The 13,052-nt window shown below is 51.1% G+C and carries 12 protein-coding genes; 1 reads left to right on the forward strand and 11 read right to left on the reverse strand.

The window, feature by feature from the left end; all coding sequences use genetic code 11:
- Window positions 1–94: 94 nt before the first annotated feature.
- Complete coding sequence (ftsY, locus tag KNO69_RS08165; protein WP_196430533.1) at window positions 95–1,120, reverse strand: signal recognition particle-docking protein FtsY; 1,026 nt, start codon at window positions 1,118–1,120, stop codon at window positions 95–97.
- Entirely contained in the window at window positions 1,117–4,674 is a 3,558-nt protein-coding gene (smc, locus tag KNO69_RS08170; protein WP_214817307.1) for a chromosome segregation protein SMC, read from the reverse strand. The genes ftsY and smc overlap by 4 nt, the downstream gene beginning before the upstream one ends.
- Before the next feature lie 114 nt (window positions 4,675–4,788).
- Between smc and KNO69_RS08175 the strand changes: the two genes are divergently transcribed.
- On the forward strand, window positions 4,789–4,983 hold the full coding sequence (locus KNO69_RS08175) for a DUF1128 family protein (RefSeq protein ID WP_015881361.1): 195 nt from the start codon (window positions 4,789–4,791) through the stop codon (window positions 4,981–4,983).
- Between the two features lie 37 nt (window positions 4,984–5,020).
- Here the strand turns inward: KNO69_RS08175 and rnc are convergent, their stop codons facing one another.
- The 9 genes from rnc to sdaAB form a co-directional block, all read right to left on the reverse strand.
- Window positions 5,021–5,737, reverse strand: a complete 717-nt coding sequence (gene rnc / locus KNO69_RS08180) for a ribonuclease III (RefSeq protein WP_035387821.1) — start codon at window positions 5,735–5,737, stop codon at window positions 5,021–5,023.
- 123 nt (window positions 5,738–5,860) lie between these two features.
- Window positions 5,861–6,100, reverse strand: a complete 240-nt coding sequence (gene acpP / locus KNO69_RS08185) for an acyl carrier protein (RefSeq protein ID WP_015881359.1) — start codon at window positions 6,098–6,100, stop codon at window positions 5,861–5,863.
- Window positions 6,101–6,158: 58 nt separating this feature from the next.
- Window positions 6,159–6,899 carry a 3-oxoacyl-[acyl-carrier-protein] reductase gene (fabG, locus tag KNO69_RS08190; RefSeq protein ID WP_214817309.1) on the reverse strand — a complete coding sequence of 247 codons (741 nt, stop codon included), beginning with the start codon at window positions 6,897–6,899 and terminating at the stop codon, window positions 6,159–6,161.
- Entirely contained in the window at window positions 6,892–7,812 is a 921-nt protein-coding gene (gene fabD / locus KNO69_RS08195; protein ID WP_214817312.1) for an ACP S-malonyltransferase, read from the reverse strand. Before fabD ends, fabG begins: the two co-directional genes overlap by 8 nt.
- 18 nt (window positions 7,813–7,830) lie before the next feature.
- Window positions 7,831–8,820: a phosphate acyltransferase PlsX gene (gene plsX / locus KNO69_RS08200; protein ID WP_015881356.1), complete on the reverse strand. Its 990-nt coding sequence runs from the start codon at window positions 8,818–8,820 to the stop codon at window positions 7,831–7,833.
- Window positions 8,817–9,386, reverse strand: coding sequence for a transcription factor FapR (gene fapR / locus KNO69_RS08205; RefSeq protein ID WP_015881355.1), 570 nt, complete (start codon window positions 9,384–9,386; stop codon window positions 8,817–8,819). The genes plsX and fapR overlap by 4 nt, the downstream gene beginning before the upstream one ends.
- Before the next feature lie 85 nt (window positions 9,387–9,471).
- Complete coding sequence (gene recG, locus KNO69_RS08210) at window positions 9,472–11,502, reverse strand: ATP-dependent DNA helicase RecG (RefSeq protein WP_214817314.1); 2,031 nt, start codon at window positions 11,500–11,502, stop codon at window positions 9,472–9,474.
- Window positions 11,489–12,376 carry an L-serine ammonia-lyase, iron-sulfur-dependent, subunit alpha gene (gene sdaAA, locus KNO69_RS08215; RefSeq protein WP_074037281.1) on the reverse strand — a complete coding sequence of 296 codons (888 nt, stop codon included), beginning with the start codon at window positions 12,374–12,376 and terminating at the stop codon, window positions 11,489–11,491. The genes recG and sdaAA overlap by 14 nt, the downstream gene beginning before the upstream one ends.
- Before the next feature lie 12 nt (window positions 12,377–12,388).
- Window positions 12,389–13,051, reverse strand: coding sequence for an L-serine ammonia-lyase, iron-sulfur-dependent subunit beta (gene sdaAB, locus KNO69_RS08220; protein ID WP_078146679.1), 663 nt, complete (start codon window positions 13,049–13,051; stop codon window positions 12,389–12,391).
- Window position 13,052: the final 1 nt, after the last annotated feature.

The following is a 13,052-nucleotide window of genomic DNA, read 5'->3' on the forward strand; positions in this document are numbered from 1 at the left end:
CTTTCACCTCCACATGTTAAGTGAAATCCCTTTACAACTACCTATAGTACAGCCGTGCCTACTACTTGTCAAGTTTTTTTCTTAACAGCAAAACTTAGGCGAGGTCCTCGTTTGTGTCCTCTTTTTCCATCGAGGCATCCTGTGTCTTGTCCTCAAAAACATCGCCGAACAGTCCAAGGACGAACTGTTCTGGATCAAACTCCTGTAAATCGTCAATCTTCTCTCCAAGCCCGACATACTTGACCGGGATATCGAGTTCGTTCCGAATCGCTAGGACGATTCCGCCTTTGGCCGTCCCATCGAGCTTCGTTAAGACGATTCCGCTCACGTTCGTCGCTTCTTTGAACGCTTTCGCTTGAACCATGGCGTTTTGACCCGTCGTCGCGTCTAATGCGAGCAATACTTCGTGCGGTCCGTTCGGAACTTCCCGCTCAATGACTCGTTTGACTTTTTCAAGTTCTTTCATTAGATTGACCTTATTTTGGAGACGTCCCGCCGTATCACAAATCAAGACGTCCATGTTGCGTGACTTGGCAGCCTGAACGGCGTCAAAGACGACGGCAGCCGGGTCAGACCCTTCCGTTTGACGAATGACGGGAACCCCGACACGTTCTCCCCATACTTGAAGTTGCTCGATGGCACCGGCACGGAACGTATCCCCTGCCGCGAGCATGACGGAACGCCCTTCAGATTTCAACTGGTGCGCCAGCTTGCCGATGGTCGTCGTCTTTCCGACACCATTGACGCCGACAAACAAGATGACCGTGAGTCCGTCTTGCATATTCAGTTCACGGTCCGATTCATCCTCTTGGAGGCGGTTCGCCACGACTTCGACGAGTGCGTCACGCACCGCGACCGGGTCCTTCAGATTACGTCGCTTCACTTCTTCTTTCAAATCTTCGACGAGATCCATCGTCGTCGTGACGCCGACATCCGCTTGAATGAGTAAATCTTCGAGTTCATCGAAGAAATCTTCATCCACTTCGCGGAAGCGATAGACGAGGTCGTTGACGGCACTTGCAAAGCCGTCACGTGTCTTCGTCAACCCCTCTGTAAACTTTTGTGACACCTCTTGGGTAGATGTCGTCAACTTCTCTTTTAATTTCTTGAAAAAGCTCAACGTGATTCCTCCATCTCTTCATCCATTTCAACGACACGTTTTGCTTCAGACAGTTCGACCGATAATACCTCGGATACCCCGTTCTGTTGCATCGTGACGCCATATAGTGTATCCGCCGCTTCCATCGTCCCTTTACGGTGCGTGATGATGACGAACTGCGTGTCGATCGACAACGTCCGAATGTATTCTCCGAAACGATGCACGTTCGCCTCGTCAAGGGCCGCCTCGACCTCATCGAGAACACAAAACGGTACCGGACGCGTCTTCAAAATCGCAAACAATAGAGCGATGGCCGTCAGCGCACGCTCTCCACCAGATAACAGACTGAGTGTCTGTAACTTTTTACCCGGTGGTTTGGCGACGATTTCGATTCCTGTGTTCAACAAATCCGATTCGTCGACCAATTTCAAATCCGCTTCCCCGCCACCAAAAAGCTCGGTGAACGTCTGTTTGAAATGCGCCCGGACGCTCGTATACGTCTCTTTGAAGAGGCGTGTCACTTCGCGGTCCATCTCGGCGATGATCTCATATAAATCTTCTTTTGCACTGACGAGGTCATCCCGCTGTTCGGACAGGAACGTGAACCGTTCATGGACACTATCAAACTCTTCGATCGCATTCAGATTGACCGGTCCGATCTCTTCGATTTGACGAACGAGCAACTTGAACTCCTCTTTCGCCTCTTCTAACGGGATTTCGAGTGCCGGCAATAGTTCTGCAACGAGTCCATTCTCTTCTAATGCATCGAGCTTCCATTGTCGTTTCAGCTCGAACTCTTGTTTCGCCGTTTCGAGTTTTCGGACGACAGCTTCTGCTTGACGTCTTGCCTCCGTTGCCTGATCGACCCGTTGACGTATGATCCGATACGCCTCTTCGTTCGTCTTGAGTGTTGCCGTCACTTCTTGAAGCCGCTCTTGAATTTCTGTGAAATCCAGTTTGGCAGTAGCAAGCGTCGCCTCAAGTTCCATAGACGACACGACTTCTCCACTCTCGAGCCGCGTCAGTTCACGCTCCATCTGATCGCTTCGTTCCTGCAGACGATTTTGTTCGGTCGTCAAACGGTCCAATTCATATCGGACCCGTTCTTCTTCGAGCGTGTGCCGCTGAAGATCGAGCTCGTTTTGACGAAGCATCGATTCCAGTTGGCCCGTGCTCTCAGCACTTTTCGCCTGCTCGGCCCGAAGCGATTCGAGACGAGAACGAATGTCAGCTTGTGCGCGGTCCGTATCGGCCAATTCAATCGTCAATCGCTCTAATTCGGCAGTCGCTGTCTCGATCGTCCGCTCGTAGCGCATCATTTCATGATCGAACAGTTCAAGTTGTGACTTGGCATCGAGCGAGGCACGTTCCGCAGTACGGTAGGCCGACTCGACTTCACGGAGGTTCGTTTCAACGTAACGTTTCTCATCCCGAAGTTCAGATAATTGACGCGTAATGTCCGTCAACTGTTCTGTGTACTCTTGAAGACGTGTTTTTTGCTCATGCAACATGGCGAGGCCTTGAGTGAGACCATGTTTCAAATCATCTAATTCGCGCGACTGCGTGAACAGGGCCACGCCCTGCTTGCGACTACCACCCGTCATCGATCCGCCAACGTTGACGATATCCCCTTCTAACGTGACGACACGGAAACGATATCCCGTCGATTGGGCGATACGGTTCGCGACTTCAAGTGTCTCCGCCACAAGCACGGAACCGAGCAACGACTTTTTCAACGTCTCGTATGATGCATCTGTTTCGACGAGTTCCGACGCCACACCGACAAATCCGTTCATCGAGTCGAGTCGATCTAACACCTCACTCGGCACGAATCTCGGTTTGATCGTCGTCATCGGCAAGAATGTCGCTCGTCCTGCGTTGGCTTTTCGTAATTTGTCAATTTCACGGCGTCCCACCGTCTCATCTTGTACGACCACATGCTGCTGTGTCTGCCCAAGTGCCGTTTCGATGGCCGCTTCATACGAAGGACGGACACGGATCAGTTCCGCGACAGCACCAAGGACACCTGATGAACGGTCTTTTAAGACGAACTTGACCGCATGGAAATAGCCTTCATACGATTGCTTCATCCGTTCGAGCATCTCGATTCGGTCTTCCGTCTTCTGACGGCGGCGTTCGAGGTCGTAGAAAGACGATTCGGCTCGTGTACGTTTTTCACGAATTGCCGTCTCTTCGTCCCCAAGTTGCGTCTCTTTTTGACTCAGTTGTTCAAAGCGACTTTGTACCGCTTCATACTGCTCTCGAGTCGCCAAAAGTGTCGCTTCCTGTGAGGAACGATCATCGAGACGATGTTTGTTCTCGCGTAGAAGGCGTTCTTTCGACTCGACGGCGACATCGATATCCCGTTGTTCCCGCTTTTGTTGGTTACCGATTGTCGCTTTCGTTGTCGCGAGTTCGAATGCCTCACTTTGTAACGCTTCGATTTCAGCATTGAAATCACGAGAGGCGGCTTTCAACTGTTGTTGAAGTGACTCTCTCGTCGCAGTCGTTTGTTTCAACGTGTTTCCTTTTTGGTCAAGTTCTTCATGAACGACCTTCAATCGCGCTTCAAGCTCGGTCATCTCTGCACGTACTTCTTCACGTTGTCGGATGAGTCGTTCTTTCATTTCGGCACCGTGTTCTTCTTGTGCTTTTGCGAGCTTGATGTCACCCGTCAAACGCTCGACATAGGTCGAATGCTCCCGTTCTTTTTGGTTCAGCTCTGTCAATTCTTCGCGTAACTCAGCGAGCTTCGCTTCGAGCCCGCTACGTTCCTCCGTGAGGTCACGTAACGAACGGTCACAGTCAGATAACTGTTGAACAGATTCTACGTGACGTGCGGACACTTGCTCAATCTCCTGTTGGAGCAACTGAATTTCTGCGCCCATGATTCCTGTTTCGAGTTCATCATGTCTCGCTTTGGCGACTTTGTACTCCCGAGCGAGCGCTGCTTGTTCACGGAGCGGTTCGACTCGGTCCGCCAACTCGAATAAAATGTCATCGACCCGGGACAAGTTTAATTCGGTGTCCTGTAACTTGCGTTCAGCCTGTTTTTTCCGCTGACGATATTTCAATACACCGGCTGCCTCTTCGATGACGGCACGTCGATCTTCCGGTTTCCCAGAAATGACTTGTTCGACCCGCCCTTGACCGATGATGGCGAATGCATCTCGTGAAAGACCTGTATCCATAAATAAATCAATCACATCTTTTAACCGACATGGTTTTTTATTCATAAAATAGTCGCTGTCCCCACTTCGGGTCACGCGACGGGTCACACTCACTTCTTCATATGGGAGACGCAAATGTTCGTCTCGATTATCGAGAACGAGGGTGACCTCGGCGACATTTCGGTGATTCTCTCCTTCACTTCCGGCAAAGATGACATCTTCCATCTTGGCACCACGAAGTGATTTGGCCGACTGTTCTCCGAGTACCCAGCGAACAGCGTCCGATATATTGGATTTCCCGCTCCCGTTCGGCCCTACTACAGCCGTGACGCCGGGACGGAAATCTAATTCAATTCGCTTGGCAAATGATTTAAAGCCAGCGAGTTCGATTCGTTTTAAGTGCATCGTGACCATCCTATCCGCAGTAAGCATTCATCTGTATATTTTACCACAGTTAACAGTTCGTCAAAATGCCCGAATCATGCTATTCTAAAAAGAACTGTAGAAAGGGGAATACAGATGACGAATGAACAGATGATTGAAGCCATTTTGGATAAAATGAACATTATTAACCGCGGTGCAATCAAAGCGGAAGAATATAATGCGGCTGATCCGTCAGCGGTGAAAGAGATTTACGAGTACGTGATGACACGCTCTTCGCTCTCTTTGTCGGAAGTCGATGGTATCGTCGAAGAACTCGGTCAATTGACATGAAAAAGGAGTGGACCCCCAAGCGGTCCACTCCTTTCGTTTATAAATCTGCGTAGCGCCGATTAAAGGCAATAAGCGCTTCTTTAGCAGCCAATTGCTCGGCTTCTTTTTTCGAACGTCCGACCCCTTCACCGACGATGTCGTCGCTGAGGCGTGCATGTGCGACGAATTCCCGGCTATGCGCCGGTCCGCGTTCCTCGATGATTTCATACGAAACAGGTCCGAGTCCTTCCCGTTGAACGCTCTCCTGTAACTGGCTCTTGAAATCGGTCTGTTCTTCAAATACTCCCGCTAAGACTTTCGGAAAAACCGCTTCGGCGAGGAATCGTTCGACGGCCTCAATTCCCTGGTCCAAATAAAGAGCACCGATATAGGATTCGAACACGTCGGCAAGCAGTGCCGGACGTTTTCGTCCACCGGTCAACTCTTCACCTTTCCCAAGCAAGATGAAGTCAGAGAAAGCATAAGCTTCCGCAAAATTCACGAGTGACGGTTCACATACGATCGCCGCTCGTAATTTCGTCAATTCCCCCTCGGAGCGCTCCGGATAAGTCTCATAGAGAAAGCGAGATACGGTCAGTTCTAAAACAGCATCCCCTAAAAATTCTAAACGTTCATTGTCTTTTCGTAACCCGCGTTGCTCATTCACATAAGATGAGTGTGTGAACGCCTGCATCAACAAGTCGTGATTCGAAAATTGAACGTCTAACCGTTCTTCCAATGATTTAAATAGTTCCAAGATGCGTGCTCGTTCCATCTCCTGACGCCGACGTCGCTGCGCCGATCCTTGACGGTCAAACCGTCGTTTGTCTTTTGTCATAGTTCCCTCCATGAATAAGCACAAGCCCACCGCCCGGAACCGAGCGGTGGGATGGCTTGATTACAATTTTGTTTCGATGTAAGCCACTACGTCGCCAACAGTCGCGAGCTTCTCAGCGTCTTCGTCTTCAATCGTGATGTCGAATTTGTCTTCGAGGTCCATCACCATTTCCATTACTTCAAGTGAATCCGCACCAAGGTCATCCTTGAACGATTTCTCTGCTGTGATTTCAGATACGTCTTTCCCGAGCTTCTCAGCAACTGCTTCTTGTACGTCTACTAAAATTTGTTCTTTTGTCATGATAAAATCCCTCCAAAGGTAAGTATATTAAATGTCAGTCTGTTGGTAAAGTTCTCTTTTACGCCATCGTCATGCCGCCATCGACGGCAATCGTCTGCCCGGTCACATAAGCTGCTTGTTCCGATGCGAGGAAGGAGACAAGGTTCGCCACATCCTCCACCTGTCCGAAACGGTTGAAAGGAATTTGCTCGAGTGTAGCCTCTCGTTGCGAATCTGTCAAGGCATCGGTCATATCCGTTTGAATGAACCCTGGACAGACGGCATTGACCGTCACGTGACGTCCCGCTAGTTCGCGCGCCACCGATTTTGTCAATCCAATCAACCCTGCTTTTGCAGCCGCATAGTTCGCTTGTCCTGCATTGCCGGTAATCCCAACAACCGAGGCGATGTTGATGATTCGACCTGCTTTCGACTTGAGCAAAGGTCTCGTGACGGTTTGCGATGTCAAAAAGGCGCCTTTTAAGTTCGTCGACAGCACATCTTCGAAATCGGCTTCTTTCATTCGCATGAGTAACCCGTCACGCGTGATCCCTGCATTGTTGACGAGACAATCGACGCGTCCGAACGTATCGACTGTCGTCTTGACGAGCGCTTTGACATCGTCAGCATTCGATACGTCTGCTTTCACGGCGATGGCTTCGCCGCCTGCCTCCGTGATCATGGCCACGACATCATTCGCTTTTTGTTCACTACCCGAGTAGTTCACGACGACCCGAAAGCCGTCTTCCCCTAAACGTTTCGCGATGGCCGCCCCGATTCCCCGGGACGCTCCCGTCACGATCGCCACTTGATCATGCACGTACTTCTCCTCCTAACGAGGCGACTTCTTCGAGCGTAGTCGCCTTTTGAATCGAAACGTTCGAGTCGATTCGTTTAATCAATCCTGAAAGCGGTGAAGATGGACCGAACTCGATGAACGTGTCTACGCCGTCTGCAATCGCCTTGCGTACACAATCTTCAAAGCGGACAGACGAATACAGTTGTTTCGTCAATAACGCCTTCAACTGTTCAGGGTCACGATGCACCGCTGCGTCCACGTTCGAAATCATGTCGACGGAAGCCGCTTCAAATGGCGACGAGGCGAGGACATCTTGGAAACACGTTGCCGCCGGCATCATGTAGGAACTATGGAACGCTCCAGATACGTTTAACGGCAATACCCGCTTCGCACCGGCAGCCTTCAATTCCACGCCCGCTTGTTCGACCGCGTCGACATGCCCTGAAATCACGAATTGACCAGGACAATTCAAGTTGGCGATTTGAACTAAATTCCCGCTCGCACTGATCTTTTCAGTGATATGGAGCGCCTCTTGAAGATCGGTCATCCCGACGACTGCCGCCATCGTTCCATCCTTCACTTCAGACATCAACTGCCCACGTGCTCGGACGAGGACGGTCGCCTCTTCAAGATCGATGACACCCGCACTGACGAGCGCCGCATATTCACCGACACTATGTCCGATGACGACATCTGGTGCCGCACCGCTCTTCGCATAGGCTTGCGCGAGGAGCGAGGCGTGCGCCACGATGGCCGGCTGTGCAATTTCCGTTTCTTGTAGGTCTTCCTTCGACCCGGATGACATGACTTCAAGAAGGTCAAATCCGAGTCGACGTCCGATTGCTTGAAGCGTTTCAGGATGATCTAAAAAGGTTTGTCCCATCCCAACGGCTTGGGAACCTTGCCCTGGAAACACCCATGCTACTTTCCCCATATCTTCACCTGCTTTCGCTTAGTCTATCGCTTTGGCACGCTTGATTTTTTCCACGACATCGTGATCTACCATGATTTTCGCCTGTTTCAACGCACTCATGATGGCGAGTGCATCGCTCGACCCATGCGCCTTGATGACCGGCGCATTGATCCCGAATAATCCGGCTCCCCCGTGTTCGCGATAATCCAGCGTTTCTTTTAATCGTCTCAATTTCGGTTTTAAGATGAGAGCGGCGAGTTTAGATACAAGGTCACTCGTGAATTGTTCTTTCATCATCTTCATGAGCATCGAAGAGGAGCCCTCCACACCCTTTAACAAGATGTTTCCGGCAAATCCTTCGGTCACGATGACGTCCACGTCACCTGACATCGCTTCACGCGCTTCGACATTCCCAACAAAATGGACAGGTGCCTGTTCAAGGAGGGGGAACGCTTCTTTTGTCAGCGCATTTCCTTTACCAGCTTCTGTCCCGATATTGAGAAGGGCGACACGCGGTGTCTTGATGCCACGCACATGTTCCGCATACAGTGAACCCATAATCGCATAGTCGACGAGGTGTTCAGCTTTTGCATCCGGATTCGCTCCGACATCCAGTACGACGACACCACTACCAGTATATGTAGGGAACGTCGGAGATAATGCCGGACGCTCGATTCCCGGGATCCGTCCGATGATGAAAAGAGACGCCGCCATCAATGCGCCGGTATTCCCGGCAGACACGAGAGCATCCGCTTTTCCTTCTTTGACGAGCTGAGCTGCCACGACGAGCGAGCTGTCCTTCTTACGGCGCACCGCCCGTACCGGTTCGTCTTCGCCTGTGATGATCTCACTGGCTGGAACGACCGTCACTCGAGGATCATCAAGACCGTATGAGGCAATTTTCACCTCATCACCGACTAAAAAGAGTTCCATCGACTCGTTCGGATATTGCGCGACGAACCGTTTCACACCTTCTACAATCGCCTTCGGTGCGTGATCGCCACCCATTGCATCAATCGCTAACTTCATGCTTGCTCCTCCTCACCACGTCGGTAAATCGTGAAGTCGCCATCAAAGACGCACTCCTCACCGACATAACTTTCAACTGTGACGTCCGTTCTCCCGTCCCCTCGTAGTTTCATCACACGAGCCTTGGCAACGACTCGCTCTCCAAGATGGACTTGGCGACTGAAGCGAATATCCGCTTTAGTGGTCAACGCCAATTCATCATTGATGAGCGCCACCGCTAACGAGTTGGCTTGCGCGAACAAGACATGTCCACGGGCAATCTCGTTGCGGCTAAAGACGTGTTCTTTTTCTATATCGAGGACTGAGATCGCAGAGTCATCTAGCTTCAAGTCAATCATATCACCGATGACCTCGCTCATTGAAAGCGATTTGACTTCATCGAGATGTTCGGAAGCCACATGTTTGATCCGTTCCCTCACTTCCGGAATTTTTAATTCCATCCGGTCGAGTCGAATCGTCTGGATGCTGACAGAAAACTGTTTTGACAGTTCTTCGTCTTTGATGAACGGGTTATGCTCAATCGTTTCTTGTAACAAGCGTTGCCGCTCTTTCTTAGGTACCCGCATTCAGTTCCCTCCTAAACTAATCGCTAAAGAACTTAATACCTGGTACTAATAGCAGTATATATTCTTTAGTCGTCATTTTCAAGTACTATTCTAACCTTTCCCCAACGAGAAGGTCGAGTTGTTTCAAATAACCACGTAACCCTTCATATTGAGCGTCATGCCAAAAGGCGTCGCTCCCAAGAAGTTTCACGGCATCTTGCATGGCCACTTCCATCACTTTCAAATCGAGAACGGGATCGGCGACCCGGAAACTAGGGAGACCACTCTGTGCGGTCCCGAAGAAATCACCAGCCCCACGTAACTCTAAATCTTTCTCCGCCAATACGAACCCATCGTTCGTCTCCGTCATCGTTTTCAGTCGAACTTTCCCGACATCTGACTTTGGGTCCCCGACGAGGATACAGAACGATTGATGGGCACCACGACCGACACGGCCACGCAACTGGTGTAATTGCGCGAGACCGAAACGCTCAGCGTCATGGATGATGATGAGTGAAGCGTTTGGAACGTTCACCCCGACCTCGACGACCGTTGTGGAGACGAGAATCTGTGTCGCGTTGTCGGCGAATGATTTCATGACCTCGTCTTTTTCTGTACTCGATAGCTTCCCATGCATCAGACCAACACCATAGTTCGAGAAGCGTTCTTTCAACAGCTCATACAGTGCCGTCGCACTCTCCACTTCTAGTGTATCCGACTCCTCGATGAGAGGTGCAATCACATACGCTTGACGGCCGAGTGCAAGTTCCCGATCGACCATTGCATACACACGATCGATCTGGTCGTGTTTCGCCCAATACGTTTCAATCGGCTTTCGTCCTTTTGGCATCTCATCGATCGTGGAAACATCCATCTCTCCGAACGCACTGATGGCAAGCGTCCTCGGAATCGGCGTCGCGGTCATATATAAGACGTCCGCGAATTCAGCTTTATCGCGAAGTTTCTTCCGTTGTTCGACACCGAATCGATGTTGTTCATCTGTGATCGCCAAATGTAAATTCGAAAATTCGACCGGTCCTTGGATGAGCGCGTGCGTCCCGACGATGATGTCGACGTCACCCGATCGGATTGCCGTCAGTAGGGCTTCACGCGCCTTCCCTTTCACCGAGCTCGTCAGGAGGGCGATCGTGATGCCAAACGGTTCAAATAATTCCTGTAACGATGTCGCATGTTGTTCGGCAAGGATTTCTGTTGGCACCATCAAAGCCCCTTGATACCCGGCCGTCACAGTCGCATACAAGGCAATCGCGGCAACGACGGTCTTCCCGCTCCCGACATCCCCTTGTAACAATCGGTTCATCCGTTCTGGTCTTTCAAGGTCAGATACGATTTCACGGATGACCCTTGTCTGGGCTCCGGTTAATGGGAATGCGAGCCGTTTGACGAATTCATTCAATTGATGCTTATCGAGGTGAAGGGCCCGACCGTTTCCTGACCGCTCCATTTTCCGAAACGCCTGTAATTTCAACTGATACATGAGACACTCTTCATAAACATAGCTTCGTCTCGCCTGTTTATAGGTCTCCACTGTATCTGGAAAATGCATCCCACGAAGCATCGTCATCCGGTCAACTAATCGATAGCGGTCGCGAATAGTATGCGGGACCTGTTCCGGCAGATCGTTCACCTGTTCAAAAGCGAGTTTAACGATTCTACTGAAATTCTTTTGTGTCAGTCCGGCACGCAATGAATAAATCGGTTGCAGTCCGCCTGACGGGGTACCAAATTCAAGGTCGGTCGCGCTGATCGTCATCCGGTTCATGTCCCATTTCCCTTTGACCGTCACCGTCTCCCCAATCACCAATTTTTCTTTATAGAAGGCACGGTTGAACATCGTCACTTGGACGGCGTATCGGTCTTCGAGTAACAACCGGAACTGGAGACGATTTTTCCCTTTACTATAGTAACGAACGAGCGGTTCGCCTTGGACTGTCCCGCTCCATTTGACGAGGTCGCCGTGCACAGCCGTCGTCACCGTCCCACTATTATAATTCTCATAACGAAACGGGACGTGCTCAAGCACGTCCTCGATTCGAACAAGTCCCATCACTTCTAACTTTTTGGCCATCTCTGGCCCGACCCCTTTCAGCGTCGTCAGTTGATCATTGTTTTGCATCTTCTTTCGCTCCAAATATATTTCGTTCGAGGCGACGAGCCGTCGGTGTATTGGCAAGTCCACCTTTAGCGGTTTCTTTTAAGGCCGTCGGCATCATTTGGCCCACTTCATGCATCGCCGAGATGACCTCGTCACAAGGAATACGTGAGGTGATCCCCGCGAGCGCCATATCTGCTGCGACAATAGCGTTGGCACCGCCCATGGCGTTTCGCTTGACGCATGGAACTTCCACCAGCCCCGCCACAGGATCACAGACGAGACCGAGCATATTTTTTAAGGCTATCGCAAATGCCGTAGCCGACTGGTCCGGTGTCCCGCCAGCTGCTTCAACGATGGCCGCGGCTGCCATGCCCGTTGCCGACCCGACCTCGGCCTGACATCCACCAGCCGCCCCTGAAATCGAGGCGTTGTTCGCCACGACGAATCCGAACGCACCTGACGTGAACAAGTAACGGATCATCGCGTCGCGGTCCATTTCAAGGCGATCTTTTACCGCAAACAATGTTCCCGGTACGACGCCCGCGCTCCCCGCTGTCGGTGTCGCACAGATTCGTCCCATCGCCGCGTTCACTTCGTTCGTCCCGATCGCTTTCGACACCGCATCTAAAATGAGATCCCCAGCGAGCGACTTGCCCGAACGAATATACTCTTGCATGAGTACGGCATCATTCCCCGTCAATCCCGTAACCGACGTGACACCTTGGAGTGCACGTTCGACCGCTTCTTCCATCACCTCAAGATTTCGGTCCATCATCCCGATGATGTCCTCGCGACTGGCGCGTCTGACGTGCATCTCTTGCTCAATCATCACTTCAGAAATCGGGATGTTCCGTTCTGTTGCAATCGTCACTAATTCCTCTACTGATTTAAACATCACACATTCTCCTCATTCCCCAAAAATAGCTATCCGTTCGATTTGCGGTAACCGTTCCAGCTCTGCTAACACTTCCGCAGGAATGGTCTCATCAATCTCAATCGCCATCAACGCCTGCATCCCTTTTTCATGGCGGCTCACTTCCATATGACCAATGTTTAATTGGTGATTCGCCAACACACCGGTCACAGCCGCGATGGCCCCGAATCGATCATGGTGCAAGACGACGAGTGCAGGCCCCCCACCTGTCAGTTTCAACGGGAATCCGTTCAGTTCGGTAATTTCAATCGTTCCCCCGCCGATTGAGATCCCGACAATCTCAAATGTGCCCAATTCATCTTCGAGTAAGACCCGGGCCGTATTCGGGTGATCCGTCAACAGATCACTCGTCTCAAAAATGACCTCGATCCCTTTTTCACGGGCGATGTCTAACGCTTGTGGGATTCTCAGATCGAATGTATCGAATCCCATGATTCCACCGACGATGGCCACATCCGTACCGTGTCCCCGATACGTGTCAGCAAACGACCCATAAAATGTGATGTGCGCGGTACGCGGCGTTCTCCCGAACAACTTACCAGCCATCAAGCCGATGCGGGCAGCACCTGCTGTATGCGAACTCGACGGTCCGACCATGACCGGGCCAATAATGTCAAACACACTACGATATTTCATC

It is taken from the genome of Exiguobacterium sp. s131, assembly GCF_018617345.1.
GTDB classification, from domain to species: domain Bacteria; phylum Bacillota; class Bacilli; order Exiguobacteriales; family Exiguobacteriaceae; genus Exiguobacterium; species Exiguobacterium profundum.